The sequence below is a fragment of the Pseudomonas proteolytica genome, from assembly GCF_007858275.1.
GTDB classification, from domain to species: Bacteria; Pseudomonadota; Gammaproteobacteria; order Pseudomonadales; family Pseudomonadaceae; genus Aquipseudomonas; species Aquipseudomonas proteolytica.
Map to the genome: position 1 here is coordinate 23,883 of NZ_VFEV01000039.1, position 22,367 is coordinate 46,249.

Here is a 22,367-nt window from a genome sequence, read left to right on the forward strand (position 1 = left end):
GGACAACCGGGGCTTTGTAAGCCCCGGTTTGTTGTAGCGGATTTTCGATGGTGGCCCGTTGATATGGATCAGGGCCGGGGAAGGTTCAGGCGTTTTGCAGGTATTGCGCAGCGTCGAGTTCGATCATCACCGGCTGGCGGCTGCCGGCCAGGGTTTGCAACAGCTCATGCAAGGCCTGTGGCGTGGCGGCGGTGTGGTGCTCAACATGGCAGCTGTGGGCCATCGCGGCAAAGTCCGGGGTCAAGATATCCACGCCCAGCGGGGTGATTTCCCGGGCTTGCATATAGTCGCGGATCTCGCCATAGCACTGGTTGTTCCACACCACCAGGATCACGCCGATACCTGCCTCACGGGCTGCGATCAGTTCGTTGCTGGCAAACTGCAGGCCGCCATCGCCCACCAGCGCCACCACCGGTCGTTCGGGCTTGGCCAGCTTGGCACCGATAGCCGCCGGCAACCCGTAGCCGAGAGTGCCGTAGCCAGTGCCAGCATTGAACCAACTGTTGGCCACCGGCGCCTGGTAACCCACCGCGCCCTGATACACCGGCTGGGTCGAATCGCCGACGATCAACGGGTCGACCAGGCTGTCGCGCAGCAGGTCCAGCAAGCCTTGCAGCCCCTGTTGCTTGGCATTCCATGTCTCGCGCTCCAAACGGTTGACCCGCTGCACGCTGTCCTGCGCCCAACGCCCGCTCGGGGCTGGCGGGCTGACCTCATCCAGCAGCGCCTGCAACCCTTCGCGGGCATCGCCCACCAGCCCGACATGGGCGCGTTGCACGCCCATGACTTGCATCGGGTCGATATCCAGGCGGATCAGCGGCGCCTTGAATTTCAGTGGGCCAAGGCCGAAGAAGTCGTAGTCGGTTTCCCCAAGCTCCGTGCCCACGGCGAGGATCACATCGGCTTCGTCAAACAGCGAGCGGCCATGTTTGGATGACTGCACGCCGTCCAGCAATAAGGGGTGGTTCATGGGCAGCAAGCCACGGGCATTAGTGGTCAGGGCCACCGGCGCTTGCAGGCGCTCGGCCAGTTGCTGCAACACCTCGGCGCAATCACGGGCACCGCCGCCGGCGAGAATCAGCGGCCGGCGCGCGTCGTTGAGCAAATTCAACGCCGCACGCAACGAGGCCGGCGCCGGGGCCGGTGCGCCAGGCAGGCTGCGGGGCATCAGGTTGAGGTCGATGGCCGGCATGTCCAGCACATCCAGGGGGATTTCCAGGTGCACAGGGCGCGGGCGCGCACATTTGAACACGGCGAAAGCGCGGGCCAGCAGCTCGGGCAATTGCTCAGGCGATTGCAACGTGTGGCTGAACGCACACACCCCCGCGACCATCGCGCGCTGATCCGGCAACTCGTGCAGATGCCCATGGCCCAGGCGCAGATGTTCGCGGCGGTTGGTGGTGGAAATCACCAGCATCGGCACCGAGTCGGCATAAGCCTGGCCCATGGCGGTCAGAATATTGGTCATGCCCGGGCCGGTAATGATGAAACAGACGCCCGGCTTGCCACTGGCGCGGGCGTAGCCGTCGGCCATAAAACCGGCACCCTGTTCATGGCGCGGGCTGACATGGCGCAGGCGGCTACCGTGCAGGCCGCGATAGAGCTCGACGGTATGCACGCCGGGGATACCGAACACGGTATCTACCCCATAACCTTCCAGCAGGCGAACCAGGGACTGGGCGCAGGTGGTCATTGCTCACTTCCTTCTTATTGTTCTTTGTCGATTGGCCAGACCTTAGGGTGCGACCCGAGGGCGGACAAGCAAAAAATTTACCGGCCATTGGCAAAAAAAATTCACGGATTGCCTGGCGTCAAAGCCCGCCGCCCAACTGCGACTTCACCCACTCGCCAAACGCCTGCACCACCGGTCGTTCGACTTTCTGGTGATCGGCCACCAGGTAATAGCCACGGTTGGACTCGATCTCGGTCTCGAACGGTCGCACCAGCAAGCCCCTGGCCAGGGCTTCACCGCTGATCAGGTTGTCGCCCATGGCGATACCCTGGCTGGCGATGCACGCCGACTGCACAAAGTGCGCATCGGCAAACACGATGCCGCGCTGCACATCGACATTCGGCGCCCCGGCGGCGGCCAGCCAGACGCGCCAGTCGGAGTAGTCGATCATATGCAGCAAAGGTGCGCCGGCCAGATGCTCCGGGTTCTTCAGGCCGCCCATGGTGTTGACCAGGCGCGGGCTGCACACCGGGAAGTAGCGCAGCGAAACGATCTTCTGCACATGCTGGTTGGGCCAGTCGCCCATGCCGTAGGCGATAAACAGGTCGGCGCCGTGGTCGCTGGTGTCGTCTGGGGTGCGCGGTGAAATCAGGTGCAGTTCGACCTGTGGATAAAGGGTCTGGAAGTCGGCGATATGCGTGCACAGCCAATAGGTGGCAAAGCCCGCCGGGCTACTGATACACAGGCGCCCGCTGACCTGCTGGCCATCAAAGCGCTGGCCAGCCTCGAGGATATTGGCCAGCAGCCCATGGATATCCCGGGCATAGCGCTCGCCTTGCCAGGTGATGCGGATATTGCGCCCGGTGCGCTCGGTCAGGGCAAAGCCCAGGGTTTGTTCCAGGCTCTTGATCTGGTGGCTGATGGCGCTGGGGGTGAGGTTCAGCTCAGTAGCGGCCTCGGACACACTGCCCAGCCGGGCCACCGCGTCCAGCGCCCGCAAGGCGGTCATGGAGGGGTAACGCATGGATGTTCACCTGCTCAAAGATACCCGCACCATAGCCGTAATCGGCCGTCAGACATAGCCACCGGCAAAGCGGACAGTTGAATTAAATTTCAAGATCGACGGAAAAATGCTCGATTGACCTCAAATGGCCAGTGGCTATTCTCGACCTTCAGCACGGCACGCCCAAACTTGCCGGCGTTGGTCGTCAACGATGACATGGGCAGGCTGGATAAACGTGGTGTTCTTGCGTTTTTCGCTGGCAAGCCAGCTCCCACAGGGGGCGGTGTCCAGGTTGATCAATTTACAAAAATAAAGAGGGAAAACCCTTGAACCCAGTCACCCCAGTGGTCGCCATTGATGCTCTGCACAAGAGCTACGCTGCGCACCATGTTCTCAAAGGCATTTCCCTGCGCGCCAACGAAGGCGATGTGGTGTCGCTGATCGGTTCCAGCGGTTCGGGCAAAAGCACCCTGCTGCGTTGCATCAACCTGCTGGAAATCCCTTGCAGCGGCAGCCTGCGCATCAACGGCGAAGAAGTGCGCCTGAAAAAGGACCGCGCCGGCAACCCGCTGATCGCCGACCCGGATCAAGTCGCTCGCCTGCGCACGCAACTGGGCATGGTGTTCCAGAGCTTCAACCTGTGGCCCCACCGCACCGTGCTGGAAAATGTCATCGAAGCCCCGGTGTATGTGCTGGGTGAAGACCGCAAGGACGCCATCGCCCACGCCGAGCACCTGCTGGAAAAAGTCGGCCTGGCCAGCAAGCGCGATGCGTTCCCCGCCTTCCTTTCCGGTGGCCAGCAACAACGCGTGGCCATCGCCCGCGCCCTGGCCATGCGCCCGCGCGTATTGCTGATGGATGAGCCCACCTCGGCCCTCGACCCGGAGTTGGTCGGCGAAGTGCTGAAGGTGATCCAGGGCATCGCCGAAGAAGGCCGCACCATGATCCTCGTCACCCACGAAATGGCGTTCGCCCGCGACGTATCGAGCAAAGTCATGTTTTTGCACCAAGGGTTGGTTGAAGAAGAAGGCACGCCACAGCAAGTCTTCCAGAACCCCACCAGCGAGCGTTGCCGCCAGTTCGTCATGGCCCAGGACAATCGCGTTTGAACTGCCGCTTCCATCCTTCAAAACAATAACTTCGAAAGGGTCAAGCCATGCACAACTCTCTGAAATCCCTCGCCGCCGGCTGCGTGCTCGCCGTGCTTTCCCACAGTGCCGTTGCCGCCGACAAAATTGTCTTTGGCATCGCCCTGGAACCGTACCCACCGTTTTCCGAAAAAGCCGGCAATGGCGCCTGGAGCGGTTTCGAACCGGACCTGATCAAGGCCCTGTGCGAACGCCTGCAAGCCCAATGCCCGCTCAAGGAAGTGTCCTGGGACGGCCTGATTCCGGCGCTGCAATCGAGCCAGATCGACGTGATCCTCAACTCCCTGAGCATCACCGAGGAACGCGAAAAGGTCATCGCCTTCACCGCCCCTTACTACCAGACCCCGGCCATGTGGGTCGCCGACAAGAGCCTGGAGCTGGTCACCACCCCCGAAGGCCTCAAGGGCAAGCTGATCGGCGTGCAGGGCTCGACGTCCAACGCCACGTATCTCAAGGCTTACTACGCCAAGGGTTCGACCCTGCGCTACTACAACACCCAGGACGACATGACCGCCGACCTGCAAAGCGGACGGATCGACGTCATGCTGGCCGACGCCCTGACCATCGAGCCGATGCTCAAGTCTGATGCTGGCAGCGGCCTGGCCGACAAGGGCCTGGCGCCCAAGGATCCATTGTTCGGTTCGGGCATCGGCGCCGCCGTGCGCAAGGGTGATGACAGCCTGCGCGAGCAGCTCAACACCGCGCTGGCGGCGCTGAAGGCTGACGGCACCTACGACAAAATTCGCAGTCGCTATTTCAGCGTCGATATTTCCGCGCAATAACGTCCAACGGAACGCGCCATGATTTCTTTGTCCGAACTCACCCAGCTGTTCGTCGCCGACGGCTGGCTCAACGCCCTGCTCCAGGGGGCGGTGGTGACCTTGCAGATTTCCGCCGGGGCCTTTGTGCTGGGCCTGGGCATCGGCCTGCTGGTGGCCATGATCAAGCTCAAGGGCCCACGCTGGATGGTGCGCCTGGCCAACCTGTACACCACGCTGTACCGCGCGGTGCCGGAGTTGCTGCTGATTTTGCTGCTGTATTACGCCGGCACCGACCTGCTGAACATGGCGATGGCCGCCATGGGCCGCGACAGCGTGACGGTCAACGGCTTTATCGCCGCCGTGCTGGTGCTGGGCATTGTCCAGGGCGCCTATTCGGCGGAGATCATTCGTGGCGCGATCCAGGCCATTCCCGTCGGCCAATTGGAAGCAGCGCGGGCCTTTGGCATCGAACGCTGGTTGCTGGTACGCCGGGTGCTGCTGCCCAGCATGCTGCCGTTTGCCATGGCCGGCCTGTCGAACCTGTGGCTGGTGCTGGTCAAGGACAGCGCGCTGATCAGCATCGTCGGCTACAGCGAGCTGCTCTCGGTGGGCAAGCAGGCGGCCGGTTCCACCAAACATTACCTGGTGTTCTACCTGGCGGTGGCAGCGGTGTATTTCATCATCACCCTGATTTCCAACGGCGCCTTCCGGGTGTTCGAGCGACGGATCAACCGCTGGATGCCGCAGCACTAAGGAGCGCAGTGGATGGATTTTTCATGGATCAACAGTTTTGGCAACGAGCTGCTGCATGGCCTGGGCATCACCCTGAAATTGCTGGCGTTGTCCGGGGTGTTCGGGTTCTTGCTGGCGGTGCTGGTGGCGTTGGGGCGCTTGTCGTCCAACCCGCTGATCAGTGCGCCGCTGCGCGCCTACACCGCGGTATTCGGGGGCACGCCGCTGCTGGTGCAGATCTACATCCTGTACTACGGCGTAGGCAGCGTGTTTGCCAGCTACCCGCTGATTCGCGGCAGCTTCCTCTGGCCGTACTTGCGTGAAGGTTTCTGGTACGTGGCCCTGGCGCTGATCCTGTGTGTCGGCGCGTATGTCGGCGAAGTGTTGCGCGGCGCCCTGCGTGCGGTGCCACGGGGCGAGTTGGAAGCGGCGCGGGCCTTTGGCATGAAGCGCCTGATGGTGCTGCGCCGGGTCTGGCTGCCGCGGGCGCTGGAGCTGGTGAAGCCGACATTGGTGGGCGAGACCGTGCTGCTGCTCAAGGCCACCGCGCTGGCTTCCACCGTGGCCGTCACCGACTTGCTCGGCGCCGCCAACCTGGTGCGTGCGCAGACGCTGCGGGTGTACGAACCCCTGCTGGCCGTGGCGGTGATCTACATTGTCCTGGCGTTCGTGATCGAACACGTCTTCTCGCGCTGGGGCAAAGTCCCGCAGCGCCAGGCTTGAATCAACTTTAGGAGAACAAGGATGCGTTATTCACCGTTTGTCGAGCGCATTAGTGGCGAGTCCGTCAGCGCCTGGGATATTCACTACGCGGCCGTCGAAGCCCGTGGCCGTGGCGAAGATGTGATTGTGTTGAGCGTGGGCGACCCGGACTTCGCCACCGCCAGCGCCATTTGCGAAACCGCCGTCGATGCCCTGCGCGCCGGCGACACTCACTACACCCACGTCCTCGGCCGGCCGGCCCTGCGCGAGGCGATTGCCGCCAAGCAAAGCCGCCTGCAAGGGATTGCCGTACACGCTGATAACGTGGCCCTGGTGGCCGGTGCGCAAAACGGCCTGTTCGCCACTTCGCTGTGCCTGTTCAGCCAGGGCGATGAAGTGCTGGTGCCAGAACCGATGTACCTGACTTATGAAGCGTGCATCCATGCTTCCGGTGCACGCATCGCAACCATCGAACAACCGGCGGCCAACGGTTTCCGCCTGACCCGCGCCGCCCTGGAAAAAGCCATTAGCGCCAAGACCCGGGGCATTGCCCTGGCCACGCCCTGCAACCCCACCGGCAACGTCTACAGCCGGGAAGAGCTGGAACTGGTGGCCGAAGTCGCCCGTGAGCATGACCTGTGGGTGATTTCCGATGAAGTCTACGGCCAGATCACTTACGACCAGCCGCACCTGAGCATCGCCTCGCTGCCGGGCATGGCTGAGCGCACCGTGGTGCTCAACAGCCTGTCGAAAACCCACGCCATGACCGGCTGGCGCGTGGGTTGGGTGGTAGCGCCGACTGCGTTGGTGGGCCACCTGGATAACCTGCTGCTGTGCATGCTCTATGGCTTGCCGGGGTTTATCCAGGAAGCGGCGATCAAGGCCCTGGAACTGGATGACGAAGTGGTCAGCGATGCGCGCACGGTGTATCGCCGCCGGCGTGACCTGGTGGTAGCGGGCCTCGGCGGCATTGCCGACCTCGATTGCCGCGTGCCCCAGGCCGGGATGTTCATGCTGGTGGACGTGCGCCGCACGGGGCTGTCGAGCATGGACTTTGCCTGGCAGCTGTTCCGCGCCACCGGCGTCTCGGTGCTCGATGCCCAGGCGTTTGGCGCCAGTGCCGAGGGCTTTGTGCGCATCTCCTTTACCGTCGCCGACGACACCCTCAAGGACGCCTGCCAGCGCATTGCCGGGTTCGTCGAGGGCCTGAGAGCCAACCGCTGATTATGTGAACACTGGGATTGCTGTGGGAGCTGGCTTGCCTGCTCCCACATTTGATCTTTGCTCGTCTTGAATATTGAGGTTTGCCCCGTGACCGCTTCCGACCAATTCACTTCCACCCACTCCGTTGTCGGCGAGCACGCTGACCTGGTGTTGCACCACGGCCGTTTCTACACCCTCGACCCGAGCCAGCCGTGGGCCGACGCGGTGGCGATTCGCGGGGGACGTTTTATCGCGGTGGGCACGCTCGCCGACCTGCAACACCTGATCGGCCCGCAGACCCGCCAGCACGATCTGCTGGGCGCATTCTGCATGCCCGGCCTGCACGACATGCACACTCACCCCGACCTCGCCCTGGCCCCGCGCTACAGCGATGACCTGGACGTGGGCATCGAAGACCCCACCCCCGAACAACTGGCGGCGGCGATCCACGCCTATGCCGACGCCCACCCCGGTGATGGCTGGATCTACGGCCAATACTGGGTGCGCTACACCTTCCGCGAAGCCGGGCTGACCCCAGGTCGCGAGTGGCTCGACAGCATCATGCCCGACCGCCCGGTGGCGCTGCTGGACCGCATGTGGGGCACCATGATGGTCAACTCCTGCGCCTTGAAACTGGCCGGCATCGACCGCCACACCGCCGACCCGCGCAACGGCTATATGGAGCGCGACGAACTCAGCGGCGAGCCCAATGGCCTGATGATCGACGGCGCCTACGCGCTGATCCACGCGGCCATGCCGCCCACACCGGTGGCGGTGCTGCGCCGGGCCTATCGCGACGGCGTGCACTTCCAGAGCTCACGCGGCGTTACCGCGACCAAGTACGTGCACGTCTGCGAGCGGCGCCTGGACGCCCTCAAGGAACTGGACGACGCCGGCGAATTGAGCGTGCGCGTGGAAGCGGCGATCAGTTGGCAGGACGATATTTTCCCGGTGCGCCGGCGCTGGGAACTGCTCGGTGGCGAGCGTCACTACTACCGCAGCGCGCGGCTCAATGCCAACGCGGTGAAGTTCCACTTCGACGGCACCGTGGAGCCCAAGTCTTCGTACCTGATGACGCCCTGGGCCGCCGATTCCACCTGGCGCGGCAAGCTCAACCTGACCCCGGAACACATCACCGACATGGTGGTGGACATGGACCGTCGCGGCCTGCGGGTGATCGCCCACTGCACCGGCGACGGCGCCTCCGATGTATTCCTCGATGCGGTGGCCGAGGCGCGGCGGGTCAATGGCGACAGTGGCATCCGGCACCAGTGCGCCCACAGCACGCTGCTGCATCCGGGCAACCTCAAGCGCTTCAAGGCGCTGAACGTGATCGCCGAGTTCTCCCCGGCGGCCTGGTACCCGACGCCGTTTGCCAGTGGCGCCCGCTCCGGTTATGGCGCCGAACGCCTCAAGCGCATCTACGACTTCAAAGGTGTGCTGGCCGAAGGTGGCCTGGCGGTGATGGGCACTGACTGGCCGGTGGCCTCGATTGACCCGTGGCTGGCCCTGGAAACCATGGTCACCCGGCAGAACCCGTGGAACCAGGAACCGGACTGCTTCGGCGAGCCGATCACCCTGGAACAGGCGCTGCAAGTGGCGACCCTAAACGGCGCCCACGCCATGGGCCTGGAGCATTCCACCGGCAGCCTGGAAGTGGGCAAGTGCGCCGACCTGATCGTGATCGACCGCGACCTGTTCGCCCAGCCGGCGCGCAACTACATCCACCAGACCCAGGTGCTGCTGACCTTTGTCGATGGCCGTCCGGTCTACGACCGTCTCAACGCGTTTGAAGGCACAGCCTTGCAAGCTGTGTGGCAGGGCCTGCCGCCGGTGATCGAATGAATAACGACAGCATTGCCGTCACGGTGGTCTCGGGCTTTCTCGGCGCCGGCAAGACCACCCTGCTCAACCGCATCGCACAGCAGCCGCAACATGGGCGGATGGCGGTGATCGTCAATGACTTTGGCGAGCTGAATATCGATGCGGCGATCATCGCCGAAGTCACCGATGCGGTGTTCAGCCTGCAGAACGGCTGCATCTGCTGCACCGTGCAAGAGGACCTGCTGGCGCAACTGGTGAGCCTGAGCCAACTGCGCCCACGCCTGGATCGCATCGTGATCGAGTGCAGTGGCGTGTCCGACCCGCAGCGCATTGTGCAGACCCTGGGTTATCCACAGCTCAAGGCGCACTTGCATCTGGATACGGTGATCACCCTGGTGGATGCCAGCGGTTATGCCGCCCTGGAAGGTGAGTTCGCCCGTTTGTCCCGCGCTCAGGTGGCCTGTGCCGACCTGGTGCTGCTGAACAAGGCCGATCTGGTCAGCGCCGCCGAACTGCAAAGCCTGCGCGCAACTATCGGTGCGCGCACACGGGTGATCAGCACCGTGCAGGCGCAGATCCCCGACGCCCTGCTGCTGGGCGAACGCAGCCCGCGCAACGGCTTTACTCCCGTGCCGGCGCCGCACCATGAACTGTTTGAAAGCTGGACCTGGCAAGGCACCCAGGCCCTGCCGGCCAAGGCCCTGCGCGACTGGCTGGGGCAACTGCCCAAGGACGTGTTCCGCCTTAAAGGCCTGGTGCATTTGCAGGGCAACGACCAGCCCTTCTGGCTGCAACATGTGGGCAACCGCAGCCAGTTCACCCTGGCCAGCGGCGAGCATGCGCAAAATTCGGCACAACTGGTGTTTATCGCGCGACGCGGTAGTGAGCTGAGGGAGCGGTTGGAGGCGCAATTGCAGGAGATGCAGGGCCTGTAGACGCGGATGACGATGAAGGCAGAGTGCCGCCTTGACCTTGCTACCCTGGCCCTTGAAAATGCCCGACGCTTTTTCGTCTCCCCGCTTACAGAAGTAGTGAAATTTCAATGTCTGATTCCCGTACCGAAGAATCCGTAGTCACCTTGCAATCCAAAGCTGAATACGAAAACGCCATCAATCTTTCACAGCATGTGCCAGCGGCCAAGAACATCAGTGAAATGGTGCTGGACGCGTTCCATACCTCCAAGGAAAGCGACCAGATCCGCGAGTTGCGCGTGGCCATCCGCCAGGCCCACGACGCCTTTGACGATGACAAGGCCTACGACCTGATGGGCCAGCTCAAGCAGCTCAAGGACGCCGAAGCCGCCGACAACGCCGCCCTCGAAGACCTGAGCAGCAAGTTCTCGATCAGCCGCATCCTTTCCAGCTTCAAGGACGACCCAGAGTTCCAGGAACTGGTCTACGGCCTGGCGCTGAAGGTGCTGAACCAGACCCACCAGGCCATCAGCAACCCAAGCGCCGGCAAAGGCAAGGCCGCCCGGGTGAAGAAGGAAGTGGAAGTGTTTGTAATCAGCAAGGATGGCATCAGCGTCACCCTGCCATTGCGCACACCACGCTCCAAACTCAATGTCGACCGCGAGGCGCTGGAATTCCTCGGTTTCAGCTTTGTGGGTGAAGGCGACGAGGCCGAGCTTGAGAGCGAGACCTTTGTGGATAACTCCGGTGCCGAGCAGCCTTTGACGCGCAAGAGCATCGTCACCGCGCTGCAGCAGCAGACGGCGTTTGACGGTTACAGCATCGCCCAGCAATAAGCCGCCGCACCACCTCTCTAATGTGGGAGCGGGCTTGCTCGCGAATGCGCAGTGTCAGTCACTTTATTTGTTGATTGATACACCGCTTTCGCGAGCAAGCCCGCTCCCACAGGGTTCTGCGGTATTTTCAGAGCTCAATAAAAAGCCCCGCTCTTCTCTCGAAGGCGGGGCTTTTCATTGCATCCCAACTCAGTGGGCGTAAGTGAGCAGCAACTCTTTCGGCACCTGGAAATCCAGGGACATCATCACGCTCAAGGCGGTGATGGTGAAGATCGAGAAGACGAACAACTTGCGCGCCCAGACGGTGTCATCCACCGCCTTGTAGCCGGTCCAGGCCATGTACAACCAGTACATGCCCATGGCCGCGGCGACGGCGAGGTAGCTCATGCCGGCGTAGCCACTGAAGGTCAACATCAAGGTCGCCACGAGGAAGGCCAGGATGTAGAGCAGGATGTGTTTCTTCGCCACCTGGATGCCGCGCTTGACCGGCAATACCGGAATCGAAGCCGCCAGGTAGTCGTTGAAACGGAAGATCGCAATGGCGTAGGAGTGCGGCATCTGCCACAGGCTGAACATCACCAGTAGCACCAGCGCGGCCATGTCGAAGCTATTGGTCACAGCCACGTAACCAATCACCGGCGGCATCGCCCCCGACAGACTGCCCACCAGCGTGCCGTGAACCGACTTGCGCTTGAGGTACAGGCTGTAGAGGCCGACGTAGATGACAAAACCGATCACGGCAAACAACGCCGCCAGCGGATTGGCCACCGTGTACAGCAACGCCACGCCGGCAACACCGAGGACGGTCGCAAAGATCAATGCCAGTTTCAGGGAGATAAGGCCCTGGACCAGCACGCGATTCTTGGTGCGCTCCATCTTGATATCGATGTCACGGTCGATGCAGTTGTTGAACACGCAACCGGAGGCCACAACAAGGGAAGTGCCGATCATTGCCGCCAGGAAGATGGCCAGATCGACATGCCCCTTGGAGGCCAGGAAGAAACCGCCTGCCACAGAAAGCACGTTACCGAAAATGATCCCCGGTTTGGTGATTTGGATAAAGTGCTTAAGCGACATCGGGTCTTACCTCACTTCGCCATCATGTAGGTGTGGATGCTGAACATGATCCACAACGACAGGCCAACCAGCAGCAGGATCACAATGGCCGTGAACACAAACGCAATCACGTTGTTGCGCTGGGCCTGGGAGCGATCCAGGTGCAGGAAGTAATACAGGTGGACAACCACCTGGATCACCGCGAACAACAGCACGATAGCCAATGTGGTGGCCTTCGGCAGGGTCGGGTACATCACCAGGCCGAACGGGATGATCGTCAGGATCACCGACAGGATGAAGCCGATAGCGTAAGACTTTACGCTGCCGTGGCTCGCATCATGGCTGTCATGGGAGTGTGCATTAGCCATTACAGAGTCCCCATCAAGTAGACAACGGTGAAGACGCAGATCCAGACCACGTCCAGGAAGTGCCAGAACAGGCTCAGGCAGCTCAGGCGGGTCTTGTTGGTCGACGTCAGGCCATGCTTGTTGACCTGGTACATCATGATCGCCATCCAGATCAGACCAGCGGTTACGTGCAGACCGTGGGTACCGACCAGGGTGAAGAACGCCGACAGGAAGCCGGAACGGCTAGGGCCGTAGCCTTCGGAGATCAGCAGGTGGAACTCGTTGATCTCCATGGCGATAAAGCCAAGGCCGAGCAGGAAGGTCAGGCCCAGCCACTTGAGCACGCCTGCCTTGTTGCCACGGAAGAACGCCAGCATGGCGAAGCCGTAGGTGATCGAACTGAACAGCAGCAAGGCGGTTTCGCCCAGTACGTAGTTCAGTTCGAAGATGTCGTGGCCCGACGGGCCACCCGCTACGTTGTTTACCAGTACCGCGTATACCGCAAAGATCGATGCAAACAGGATGCAGTCGGTCATCAGGTAGAGCCAGAAACCGTATACGGTCATCTCGCCCGCGTCGTGGTGGTCATCGTGCCCATGGTCATCGACATGGGCGTGTCCAGCATTGGTCACTAAGTTCGACATGGTTTAAGCCTGTTCCAACGAGGTTTCAACACGGTTGGCCGGAATCTTCTTCTCGGCTACCAGGCGAGCGTGCTGCTCGGCTTCGATGCGCTCGATCACGTCGACCGGCACCATGTAGCCTTGATCATCACGAGCCGCGTGGATCACGAAATAGATCACGGTGCCAGCCAGGCTTGCGATAGCCAGCCACCAGATGTGCCAGATCATCGCGAAACCGAAGACCGTCAACAGCGCGCCCATCACCACGCCAGTGGCGGTGTTGTTCGGCATGTGGATCGGCGAGTAGCGCACAGGACGCTGGTACGCCGTACCGTTTTCCTTGGCTTCGGTGAACGGGTCGATGGTCTCGGCCTTAGGCAGCACGGCGAAGTTGTAGAACGGTGGTGGCGACGAGGTCGACCATTCCAGGGTGTGTGCATTCCATGGATCGCCGGAGTCGCAGGCGTTTTGCTTGCGGTCACGGATACTCACGTACAGCTGGATCAACTGGCAGGCGATACCGACAGCGATCATCACCGCACCGAACATGGCAACGTACAGGTACGGCACCCACTCAGGGTTGGTAGTGGCGTTCAGACGACGGGTCATGCCCATGAAGCCCAGTGCATAGAGCGGCATGAACGCGACGAAGAAGCCGGTGATCCAGAACCAGAATGCAGCCTTGCCCCAGCCTTCGTGCAGCTTGAAGCCGAACGCTTTCGGGAAGTAGAAGCTGAAACCAGCGATGTAGCCGAATACCGCGCCGCCGATGATCACGTTGTGGAAGTGAGCGATCACGAACAGGCTGTTGTGCAGTACGAAGTCAGCACCCGGGATGGCCAGCAGTACGCCAGTCATGCCGCCGATGGCGAAGGTCACCATGAAGCCCAGGGTCCACAGAACCTGGCTGGTGAAGCGCAGGCGGCCGTGGTAGATGGTGAACAGCCAGTTGAATAGCTTCACCCCCGTCGGGATCGAAATCAGCATCGTCGCCAGGCCGAAGAAGGCGTTGACGCTGGCCCCCGAACCCATGGTGAAGAAGTGGTGCAGCCAAACCATGAAGCCCAGCACCGAGATCGCGCCGGAGGCGTAGACCATCGAGTGGTGACCGAACAGGCGCTTGCCGGTAAAGGTCGAGATCACTTCGGAGAAGATACCGAACGCTGGCAGGATCAGGATGTACACCTCAGGGTGACCCCATGCCCAGAACAGGTTCACGTACATCATTGGATTGCCACCAAGTTCATTGGTGAAAATGTGGAAATCCATGTAACGGTCAAGCGTCAGCAGTGCCAGGGTAGCGGTCAGGATCGGGAACGAAGCCACGATCAGGACGTTGGCCCAGGTGCAGGTCCAGGTGAAGATGGGCATGTCCATCAGTTTCATGCCTGGGGTACGCATTTTCAGCACGGTGGCCAGGAAGTTGACCCCCGTTAGCGTCGTACCCAACCCGGATAACTGTAGCGCCCAGATGTAGTAATCCATCCCCACGCCCGGACTGTATTGCAGCCCCGACAACGGCGGATAGGCAACCCAACCGGTCTTGGCGAATTCGCCGACGCCCAGGGACAGGTTGATCAGCACGACGCCGGAAACCAGCAGCCAGAAGCTCAGGGAGTTGAGGAACGGGAACGCAACGTCACGCGCACCGATCTGCAGCGGCACTGCCAGGTTCATCAGGCCGGTGAAGAAAGGCATCGCCATGAAGATGATCATGATCACACCGTGGGCGGTGAAGATCTGGTCATAGTGTTCAGGCGGCAGGTAGCCAGGCGAACCTTCGGTGGCCATGGCCAACTGGGTCCGCATCATGATGGCGTCGGCAAAACCGCGCAGCAGCATGACCATGGCGACGATGATGTACATCACGCCGATTTTCTTGTGGTCGACCGACGTCAGCCACTCGGTCCACAGGTAGGTCCACTTCTTGAAGTAGGTGATTGCCGCAAACAGCGCCAGACCACCCAGCGCGATCATGGCGATGGTCACCATCACGATCGGCTCGTGGAATGGGACCGCTTCCCAACTTAATTTACCAAACATCGTTTACTCCTCTGCCCCGGCAGCTGAATGCGAATTTGCGTCCGTCCCTTCCACAGCAGCCACTTCTTTCTTCTCGTGCTTGACCGGCTTGCCTGGCTTCATCCCTTCATACTTATCGATGATTTTCTGAAACAGGTCCGGCGTGTACGAGGAGTACAGCTCTACAGGGTTGTTCTGGCTTGGCTTGGCAAGGGCTTCGTATTCAGCTTTTTCAAGCTGTTTTGGTGAGCTCTTGGCTTCTTGTACCCAGGCGTTGAAGTCTTCCTGAGTGGTGGCGATTGCTTTGAATTTCATGCCGGTAAAGCCCGCGCCACTGTAGTTGGCGGAGATACCGTCGAGCTCGGCGTTCTGGTTGGCAATCAGGTGCAGCTTGGTCTGCATGCCCGCCATCGCGTAGATCTGGCCACCCAGGCCCGGGATGAAGAACGAGTTCATCACCGCATCCGAGGTCACTTTGAAGTTGATCGGGGTGTTGGCCGGGAACACGATCTTGTTGACGGTGGCGATCCCTTGCTCGGGATAGATGAACAGCCACTTCCAGTCCAGCGCGACCACTTCGATAGTGATTGGCGGCACGTCGGATTCCAGCGGACGGTAAGGGTCCAGCTCGTGGGTCGACTTATAGGTGATGTAACCCAGGGCGATGATGATGAGTACAGGTACCAGCCACACCGCGATCTCGATCTTGGTGGAGTGCGACCACTTCGGCGCGTAGGTGGCCTTGGTGTTGGACGCGCGGTATTTCCAGGCGAACGCGAAGGTCATCACGATCACCGGCACCACGACCAACAACATCAGCAGCGTAGCGGTGATGATCAGGTTACGTTGCTCCACGCCGACCTGACCCACAGGGTCGAGCAGCGTCCAGTTGCAGCCTCCCAGCAATAACATGCCGAAAAGCGGCACTATGCCTAGTAATCGGGTGTACCTGTTTTTACTCATCTCACGACCTCTAAAGCAGCTTGCGCAATGCAGTTGGGTTTTGATCGCCAACACTTCACCCTGCCAAGGGTTGGCATTTCTCTTCGATTGAATAAGGGCCTGCCCGGCGCTTCATGCGCTGATCGACACGTCCAGGTCTGGCGGTGAATTCTTATTCGATTTCGTTGGTCAAAGGCCTTGTTACAGACCAATTCCATTTGGTGCGGATAGTTGAAAGGCTGCCGGCACCTGGGGTCGCATGAAGCAATGTTTTCGCCTCTCGACCGCCCTATTTGCTCAGGGTTGAGCAGCACCGGACACTCAGTGCGGGCGATTGTAGTTAGCTAGCGATGTATAAACCATGACTTATAAAGAAATAATTTTTATCGATTCCAGCAATAATCCTGCGCCATTGTTGCAAAGGTTCGGGATCGTATCGCGTTTGATTCTCAACAAAAACCACAAAAAATGCCGTGTTATTGCCCATTGTGTCGCACCCAAGGGGTCCTTCCCGGGTCGCCAAACCCCAGGCAAGCCCTCTAAAAACAAGGCATTCGTAGATCACCGCAAGTTCTGCAACGCACGCCGTTCGCGGCTCGGCTCCAAGCAGAAAGTGACAGGTAAAAGCAACTGCCCGAGGGTGGATTAACCGGCAAACCCAGGGGTAGGAAACCTCCTGCGGCACCTTCACTGTGACAACGTGTCGCACTTCGCGCACCGCCAATCTTGTCCAGAGTCACGGTCCGTTCACAAAATGCCCACACACAAAAACGCCCCGGCCTGCATCAGCAGGACCGGGGCGTTTTGTAGGACGGTTTAAGCGCTGTGCTTGCGATTGCGGTAAATGCCCAGCGGCACCAGGACCACCGTCAACACGAACGCCACCAGCGCCCACTGGGCCAGGGACAAGCCCAGTACCGGCGGATACGGCGTGCTGCAGAAACCATCGACCTGGAAACCCAGGGGGAAGATCTTCGCCAGGGGCAGGTCATCGACAATCGGCTGCAGTACATCGACACCGCAACTGATGGCCGGATAGAACTGGGTATACACATGGTGCCCGGCGGCAGCGACACCGCCCAGGGCGCTGAGCACCACCAGTACTTCAAAGATCGTGACACTGCGCTGGGTACGCATTGCCGCGCCAATAAAGGAAAAGAGCGCAATCAGCAGCAAGGCATAGCGCTGCAGGATGCACAGTGGGCATGGCGCTTCACCCAGCACTATCTGCATATAAAGCGCGCCACCGATCAGCGCCAGGCAGATGATCCCCAGCAACACCAAAAAGCGCCGCTCACGCCCCAACCGCATTTCGTCAATCATCCCCGTTTCCCTTTGCCTAATGATGGGTGTGCCAATGGCCGCAAGTTTACACACAGGAAGTGAAAATTTAGCAGTAGGCGTCGGCATCTTAGGTGCAGGCGGGTTAACGACACATTAATGTGGTGGTCTTTCGGGCCTCTTCGCGAGCAAGCCCGCTCCCACATTTGAATGTATTCACAGATCAAATGTGGGAGCGGGCTTGCTCGCGAAGAGGCCAATGCGGTGTTGAAGAGCGGCCGCTTATTCCAGCGCCGCCGCCGGCCCGAAGAACTCATACCGGCTCTGCTTTTCAGGCACACCCAAAGCCTTGAGGTGACGTTTGATCGCACTCATAAACCCTTTGGGCCCAAGGAAGTAGGCATCCACATCACGCTCCTCAGGCAACCACGCCGCCAGTTGCTCCTGGGTCAACATCCCCAGTTTGTCCGCCGCCGGGCTGATGCCGTCGTCTTCGGCGTAGCAGTAGAAGCGCTGCAGTTGCGGGTGACGCGCGGCCAGGGCATCGACCCAGTCGCGAAACGCATGCACGCCACCATTGCGCGCGCAGTGGATAAAGTGCACCGGGCGCTCGGTCGCCAACGCCGCTTCCAGCATCGGCAGGGTTGGCGTAATGCCCACACCGCCGCTGATCAGCACCAGGGGTTTGTCGCTGTCCCCCAGCGTGAACTCCCCCGATGGCGGGAACAGGTCGATGCTCGCCCCCACGTGCATCTGGTCATGCAGGTAATTGGACACGCGCCCGCCCGCTTCGCGTTTGACGCTGATGCGGTACAGGCCCGCATCGGTACGCGCCGACAACGAATAGTTGCGGCGCACTTCTTCGCCGTCGAGGATCAGCTTCAGGCCGATGTACTGGCCGGGCTCGGCGGCGAGGATCGGGCCGTTGTCCACCGGGGCAAAGTACAGGGAGATGATTTCACTGCTCTCCTCCACGCGCTTGACCAGCAAAAACGACCGCGCCCCGCGCCAGCCGCCAACGGCCTGGGCTTTTTCATCGTAGATGGCACTCTCTGCGCCGATCAGGATATCGGCCAGTTGCCCGTAGGCTGCGCCCCATGCACTCATCACTTCAGGGGTGGCGATTTCATCACCCAGCACCTCGGAAATCGCCCGCAGCAGGCAGTTGCCGACAATCGGGTAATGCTCCGGCAGAATTTGCAGGGCCACGTGCTTGTTGATGATCTTGGCCACCAGGTCGCCCAACTGATCCAACTGGTCGATGTGCCGGGCGTACATCAGCACACCATTGGCCAAGGCGCGAGGCTGGTCGCCGCTGGCCTGGTGGGCCTGGTTGAACAGCGGGCGCACTTCGGGGTACTCGGACAGCATCATGCGGTAGAAGTGGGTGATCAGGGCTTCGCCACCACTTTCGAGCAGTGGCACAGTAGATTTGACGATGGCACGGTCTTGAACGCTAAGCATGGGGAGACTCCTGAGCCTTTGGGCTTCTGAATGATTACCTTGGGATACTCAGTATTCGTGCCAACAAATAATCCGTTAATTATCAACGACTTAAATTAATAGTAGTCAATATGACTTCCCACAACTTATAGTCATTAGGACTACAAGGAGTCATTATGACTGCACACTCCCTGCTCACCACCCTGCTGCCACTGGTTGCCGACCTTTCCCGCGAACTGCCAGAAGGCGAGCGTTACCGACGCCTGCTGCAAGCCATGCGCACCCTGCTGCCCTGCGATGCCGCCGCACTGCTGCGCCTGGACGGCGAATGGCTGGTGCCGTTGGCGGTGGACGGCTTGAGCCCTGACACCCTGGGGCGACGCTTCAAGATCAGCGAACATCCGCGCTTTGCCGTGCTGCTGAGCAGCCCCGGCCCAACCCGCTTTGATAGCGACAGCGACCTGCCCGACCCCTACGACGGCCTGGTCGATGGCCTGCACGGGCACCTGGAAGTCCACGACTGCATGGGCTGCCCGCTGTTTGTCGACGACCACCCCTGGGGCCTGCTGACCCTGGATGCCCTCGACACCGAACGCTTCGAGCGCGTTGAACTGGACGCCTTGCAGGCGTTTGCCAGCCTCGCCGCCGCCACGGTCAATGTCGCCGAACGCATGGAACACCTGGCCCTGCGCGCCGAGGACGAACACCAGCGTGCAGAAATATATCGCCAGGCCAGCGGCCAGCAGCACAAGGAAATGATCGGCCAGAGCAAGACCCACAAACGCCTGGTGGAAGAAATCAAGCTGGTGGGCGGCAGTGACTTGACCGTGTTGATCACCGGCGAGACCGGGGTCGGCAAGGAGCTGGTGGCCCAGGCCATTCACGCGGCCTCGCCCCGCTCGGAGAAACCGCTGATCAGCCTCAACTGCGCAGCGCTGCCAGAGACCCTGGTGGAAAGTGAGCTGTTTGGCCACGTTCGCGGCGCGTTCACCGGGGCGCTGAACGAACGGCGGGGCAAGTTCGAGCTGGCCAATGGCGGCACCTTGTTCCTCGATGAAGTGGGTGAGTTGTCGCTGGCTGTCCAGGCCAAGCTGTTGCGGGTGTTGCAAAGCGGGCAGTTGCAGCGACTGGGTTCGGATAAGGAACATCAAGTGGACGTGCGCCTGATCGCCGCCACCAACCGTGACTTGGCCGAAGAAGTGCGCAACGGCCGTTACCGCGCCGACTTCTATCACCGCTTGAGCGTGTACCCGCTGCAAGTTCCGGCCTTGCGTGAACGCGGGCGCGACGTGTTGCTGCTGGCCGGTTTCTTCCTGGAACAGAACCGCTCGCGCATGGGCCTGGGCAGCCTGCGCCTGACCAGCGATGCCCAGGCGGCGTTGCTGGCTTATGGCTGGCCCGGGAATGTGCGAGAGCTGGAACACTTGATTGGCCGCAGCGCGCTGAAAGCCTTGGGCAACCACCGGGAGCGGCCGAAGATCCTCAGCCTCAGCGCCAAGGACCTGGACTTGCCGAGTGAAGCGGCGCCGCTGATTGAGGAACAGGCCGAGCTAGCCGTGGTGACCGGTGACTTGCGCCAGGCCACCGAGCATTACCAAAGGCAAGTCATCAGCGCCTGCCTGGAACGCCATCAGCACAACTGGGCCAGCGCCGCCCGCGAACTGGGGCTGGACCGCGCCAACCTGGGGCGCATGGCCAAACGCCTGGGCCTGAAGTAACCCCGATCAAACTGTGGGAGCTGGCTTGCCTGCTCCCACATCAGATTTGCTTCGATTCCCAAAGCGGACTCACAGGCGTAATCGCTCGGGGCTTACGAAACACCAACACATTCCCCAGCATCACCAGCACCAACCCGCACAGCGCCGGGGCGGTCCACTGGTAGCCTTCGAGCAGCGCCGAGACGTTCAGCGCCACCACCGGGAACAACACCGTGCAATAGGCCGCACGCTCCGGGCCCATGCGGCCGACCAGGGTCAGGTAGGCGGTAAAGCCGATCACCGAGCCGGGGATCACTAGGTACAGCAACGAGCCGATGTAACGGGTGTTCCATTCCATTTCAAAAGGAATGCCCTGGATCACGCAGTACAACGCCAGCATCGATGCGCCGTAAGCCATGCCCCAGGCGTTGGTGGTCAACGGCTTGAGCCCGGCTTTCTGTTGCAGGCTCGACAGCATGTTGCCCGCCGAGAAACACATCGTCCCCAGCAACGCCAGGCCCAAGCCCAGCAGCGTCTCGGGGCTGGCGGTATGCCCGACCAGTTCCGGCCAGAACAGCAAGCCCAGGCCCATCAAGCCCAGGCCGCCGCCCAACAGAACATTGCGCGCGACTTTCTGGCCGAAGAACACTCGGGCATTCAACGCATTCCATAGCGTCGCGGTGGAGAACACCACGGCCACCAGGCCACTGGGGATCCATTGGCTGGCGGTAAGGAAGCACATGAAGTTCACGCAAAACAGGCACAAGCCCTGGGCCAGGCAGATCAGGTGCCCACGGCGGTTCATCACCTGCAATTTGCGACTGAGCAGCAGCAACACAAACAGCACCAGTGCCGCGAGGCCGAAGCGATAGACGATGGATGCCGCGATCTCCACCACGCCCAGTTGCCATTTGAGGGCGATCCAGGTCGTGCCCCAGATCAGCACGGTCAGTAAGTACAGGGATAGGTTCATGGCGCACTCCGGTGGTTGAGCCACAGTTTCACCCCGACTGGCTGCCAGGCACTTGCAGATTCTTGCGCTTTTGTCGGGCCGAGGGATCACAGCGCCAGCCGCCGGGAGTAGGATGCAAGGCGTCGGAGAGAACCCCATGTCTGCACTGGAAAACCTACAAGTCTTCAAAGCCCTGAACAGCTCGCCCAACGCTCGCCTTGAGCTGAGTGCCGAGCTGGGTGACGGCTTGTCTGCGGCTTTGTGGAGTAACCACCACGACGCCCAGGACTACGAGGCCCCCAGCCATCACACCCTGTCCTGCTACGTGGGCGGTGGCACTGAGACATTTCGCCGTGGCCAGCCCGGCACCAAGGGCGGGCCCGACAAATTGTGCATCCTGCCGGCCGAACATCAATCGGCCTGGGTGATCAACGGCGAAATCCGCCTGGCCCATGTGTATTTCAGCCCGGAGCAATTTGCCCTGGGTTGCGTCACCCTGCTGGACCGCGAACCCCGGGCGCTACAACTGCGCGAAAGCACGTTCCTGGAAGACCCGCAGCAGGCCGGGCGTTTTCACCGGTTGATCGGCCTGAACTGGCAGGAGCCCGCCGAACGCCTGCTGACCAGTAGCCTGGCCCATGAAATGCTCAGCCACACCCTGCTCAGCCAGGTCGGCCTGCGCGAAGGTTTGCGGCTCAAGGGTGGATTGGCCGCGCACCAACGCCGGCAGTTGGTGGAATACGTCGAACAGCAACTGGCCGAGCCGCTCAGCCTGGGGCAATTGGCGGGGTTGTGTGCGTTGTCGGAGTACCACTTTGCGCGGATGTTTCGCAGCAGTTTCGGCCTGCCGCCTCACCAATATGTGCTGGCCCGCCGCCTGGTACGGGCCCAGGCCATGTTGCGCGGCGGATCACTGCCATTGGGGGAGATTGCCCTGGCGTGCGGGTTTTCCAGTGCCAGCCACTTTACCAACCGGTTTCGCCAGGCGATGGGGGCGACACCGGGTGAATACCGGCAGGCGTTCCAACCCCGCCCCCTGTAGGAGCGAGCTTGCTCGCGAAAAACCTGAGGCCAATGCGGGCAGCCAGGTTCCCCGCGTTAGCGTTAACGACCTTCGCGAGCAAGCTCGCTCCTACAAGGGGCTTTGGGCCAGGGCCGTTGCCAACTGGTTTCGCCAGGAACTCCAACCCCGCCGCTGTAGGAGTGAGCTTG

Annotated in this window: 21 protein-coding genes and 1 pseudogene; 12 read left to right on the forward strand and 10 right to left on the reverse strand. The window is 61.2% G+C overall.

Annotated features, from left to right (window positions below):
* Positions 1-85: 85 nt before the first annotated feature.
* The gene (locus FIV38_RS23530) at positions 86-1,693 is read right to left on the reverse strand and encodes a 5-guanidino-2-oxopentanoate decarboxylase (RefSeq protein WP_092233731.1); all 1,608 of its coding nucleotides are present in this window, start codon (positions 1,691-1,693) and stop codon (positions 86-88) included.
* Positions 1,694-1,811: 118 nt separating this feature from the next.
* Positions 1,812-2,696 carry a LysR substrate-binding domain-containing protein gene (locus FIV38_RS23535; RefSeq protein ID WP_092233728.1) on the reverse strand — a complete coding sequence of 295 codons (885 nt, stop codon included), beginning with the start codon at positions 2,694-2,696 and terminating at the stop codon, positions 1,812-1,814.
* A 305-nt stretch (positions 2,697-3,001) separates the two neighbouring features.
* Between FIV38_RS23535 and FIV38_RS23545 the strand changes: the two genes are divergently transcribed.
* The 8 genes from FIV38_RS23545 (at position 3,002) to FIV38_RS23580 (ending at position 10,792) form a co-directional block, all read left to right on the forward strand.
* Positions 3,002-3,784, forward strand: coding sequence for an ABC transporter ATP-binding protein (locus FIV38_RS23545; protein ID WP_029300232.1), 783 nt, complete (start codon positions 3,002-3,004; stop codon positions 3,782-3,784).
* A 47-nt stretch (positions 3,785-3,831) separates the two neighbouring features.
* Positions 3,832-4,605 carry a transporter substrate-binding domain-containing protein gene (locus FIV38_RS23550; RefSeq protein ID WP_029300231.1) on the forward strand — a complete coding sequence of 258 codons (774 nt, stop codon included), beginning with the start codon at positions 3,832-3,834 and terminating at the stop codon, positions 4,603-4,605.
* 18 nt (positions 4,606-4,623) lie between these two features.
* On the forward strand, positions 4,624-5,337 hold the full coding sequence (locus tag FIV38_RS23555) for an ABC transporter permease (RefSeq protein WP_057437878.1): 714 nt from the start codon (positions 4,624-4,626) through the stop codon (positions 5,335-5,337).
* 12 nt (positions 5,338-5,349) lie between these two features.
* A complete protein-coding gene (locus tag FIV38_RS23560) occupies positions 5,350-6,039 on the forward strand; it encodes an ABC transporter permease (RefSeq protein WP_092233726.1) in 690 nt (229 codons plus the stop codon).
* A 21-nt stretch (positions 6,040-6,060) separates the two neighbouring features.
* Positions 6,061-7,242, forward strand: a complete 1,182-nt coding sequence (locus tag FIV38_RS23565) for a pyridoxal phosphate-dependent aminotransferase (RefSeq protein ID WP_029300225.1) — start codon at positions 6,061-6,063, stop codon at positions 7,240-7,242.
* Positions 7,243-7,329: 87 nt separating this feature from the next.
* Positions 7,330-9,066, forward strand: a complete 1,737-nt coding sequence (locus FIV38_RS23570; protein ID WP_092233723.1) for an amidohydrolase — start codon at positions 7,330-7,332, stop codon at positions 9,064-9,066.
* Positions 9,063-9,980, forward strand: coding sequence for a CobW family GTP-binding protein (locus FIV38_RS23575; protein WP_092233720.1), 918 nt, complete (start codon positions 9,063-9,065; stop codon positions 9,978-9,980). Before FIV38_RS23570 ends, FIV38_RS23575 begins: the two co-directional genes overlap by 4 nt.
* 107 nt (positions 9,981-10,087) lie before the next feature.
* Positions 10,088-10,792: a hypothetical protein gene (locus FIV38_RS23580; protein ID WP_070996862.1), complete on the forward strand. Its 705-nt coding sequence runs from the start codon at positions 10,088-10,090 to the stop codon at positions 10,790-10,792.
* A 189-nt stretch (positions 10,793-10,981) separates the two neighbouring features.
* Here the strand turns inward: FIV38_RS23580 and cyoE are convergent, their stop codons facing one another.
* From cyoE to cyoA, 5 genes are read right to left on the reverse strand one after another with little or no spacing between them, the layout of a single operon-like run.
* Entirely contained in the window at positions 10,982-11,869 is an 888-nt protein-coding gene (gene cyoE, locus FIV38_RS23590; protein WP_029300217.1) for a heme o synthase, read from the reverse strand.
* Between the two features lie 11 nt (positions 11,870-11,880).
* Positions 11,881-12,216, reverse strand: coding sequence for a cytochrome o ubiquinol oxidase subunit IV (gene cyoD / locus FIV38_RS23595; RefSeq protein ID WP_029300215.1), 336 nt, complete (start codon positions 12,214-12,216; stop codon positions 11,881-11,883).
* Positions 12,216-12,839 (reverse strand): cytochrome o ubiquinol oxidase subunit III, encoded by a 624-nt coding sequence (gene cyoC / locus FIV38_RS23600; RefSeq protein WP_029300213.1) that lies wholly within the window; start codon positions 12,837-12,839, stop codon positions 12,216-12,218. The genes cyoD and cyoC overlap by 1 nt, the downstream gene beginning before the upstream one ends.
* A 3-nt stretch (positions 12,840-12,842) precedes the next feature.
* On the reverse strand, positions 12,843-14,861 hold the full coding sequence (gene cyoB, locus FIV38_RS23605; protein ID WP_029300211.1) for a cytochrome o ubiquinol oxidase subunit I: 2,019 nt from the start codon (positions 14,859-14,861) through the stop codon (positions 12,843-12,845).
* 3 nt (positions 14,862-14,864) lie between these two features.
* A complete protein-coding gene (cyoA, locus tag FIV38_RS23610; RefSeq protein ID WP_029300208.1) occupies positions 14,865-15,803 on the reverse strand; it encodes a ubiquinol oxidase subunit II in 939 nt (312 codons plus the stop codon).
* Between the two features lie 27 nt (positions 15,804-15,830).
* On the opposite strand from cyoA, the pseudogene FIV38_RS30790 reads away from it, so the two are divergent.
* Positions 15,831-16,045: pseudogene (locus FIV38_RS30790) on the forward strand (hypothetical protein).
* Positions 16,046-16,143: 98 nt separating this feature from the next.
* The gene (locus FIV38_RS23620; RefSeq protein ID WP_139273553.1) at positions 16,144-16,431 is read left to right on the forward strand and encodes a hypothetical protein; all 288 of its coding nucleotides are present in this window, start codon (positions 16,144-16,146) and stop codon (positions 16,429-16,431) included.
* A gap of 167 nt (positions 16,432-16,598) precedes the next feature.
* Here the strand turns inward: FIV38_RS23620 and FIV38_RS23625 are convergent, their stop codons facing one another.
* Together FIV38_RS23625 and hmpA are read right to left on the reverse strand one after the other, a co-directional pair.
* Positions 16,599-17,105 carry a disulfide bond formation protein B gene (locus FIV38_RS23625; RefSeq protein WP_092233717.1) on the reverse strand — a complete coding sequence of 169 codons (507 nt, stop codon included), beginning with the start codon at positions 17,103-17,105 and terminating at the stop codon, positions 16,599-16,601.
* 240 nt (positions 17,106-17,345) lie between these two features.
* The gene (gene hmpA / locus FIV38_RS23630; RefSeq protein WP_092233714.1) at positions 17,346-18,527 is read right to left on the reverse strand and encodes an NO-inducible flavohemoprotein; all 1,182 of its coding nucleotides are present in this window, start codon (positions 18,525-18,527) and stop codon (positions 17,346-17,348) included.
* Between the two features lie 155 nt (positions 18,528-18,682).
* Between hmpA and norR the strand changes: the two genes are divergently transcribed.
* Positions 18,683-20,224: a nitric oxide reductase transcriptional regulator NorR gene (gene norR, locus FIV38_RS23635; RefSeq protein WP_092233711.1), complete on the forward strand. Its 1,542-nt coding sequence runs from the start codon at positions 18,683-18,685 to the stop codon at positions 20,222-20,224.
* A gap of 40 nt (positions 20,225-20,264) precedes the next feature.
* Here the strand turns inward: norR and FIV38_RS23640 are convergent, their stop codons facing one another.
* Positions 20,265-21,176: a DMT family transporter gene (locus FIV38_RS23640; RefSeq protein WP_092233708.1), complete on the reverse strand. Its 912-nt coding sequence runs from the start codon at positions 21,174-21,176 to the stop codon at positions 20,265-20,267.
* A 136-nt stretch (positions 21,177-21,312) separates the two neighbouring features.
* Here FIV38_RS23640 and FIV38_RS23645 point away from each other — a divergent pair, with 136 nt between their 5' ends.
* On the forward strand, positions 21,313-22,197 hold the full coding sequence (locus tag FIV38_RS23645; protein WP_092233705.1) for a helix-turn-helix domain-containing protein: 885 nt from the start codon (positions 21,313-21,315) through the stop codon (positions 22,195-22,197).
* The last annotated feature ends 170 nt before the right edge of the window (positions 22,198-22,367 follow it).